Genomic DNA, 390 nt, shown 5'->3' on the forward strand with positions numbered 1-390 from the left:
TTAAGGAGTCGTTTGAAAGTGGTTTTGAAGTTACCCCACTTATTAAGGGGAGATTTAGTTATCCTGGTGTTATAACACAGGAGCCGTCCAAAGTAATTAGTGGAAAAAGTTCGGTACTTGGGGAATCTCCGGATACGGAGGAATGGTCAGAGTTTCTACAGACGGATATAAGTAAGCTGCAGCTAGAGCCTAACACTACATATAATATTAGTTTTAACTATAAAATAAACAGGTTGTCTAACAACAAAGAAGGAGAGTTTTACTTTTTGGCCAGAAGTTCAGAAGCATATTTATTCGGAGATAAGGGCTTCACACAATGGACGGGAGAGGTCGGGAAAGTAACAAATAAGACTATAAGTATTACAACGGGAAATTTGTCTACGTATTATT

Annotated in this window: 1 protein-coding gene; it reads left to right on the plus strand. The window is 37.9% G+C overall.

Translation table 11 applies throughout. The features are described 5' to 3' along the window. Positions 1–390, plus strand: a 390-nt coding sequence (locus L1028_RS31155; RefSeq protein WP_234541978.1) for a hypothetical protein, incomplete at both ends; no start/stop codon positions are given.

Source organism: Paenibacillus pseudetheri, from assembly GCF_924513355.1.
GTDB classification, from domain to species: Bacteria; Bacillota; Bacilli; order Paenibacillales; family Paenibacillaceae; genus Paenibacillus_AQ; species Paenibacillus_AQ pseudetheri.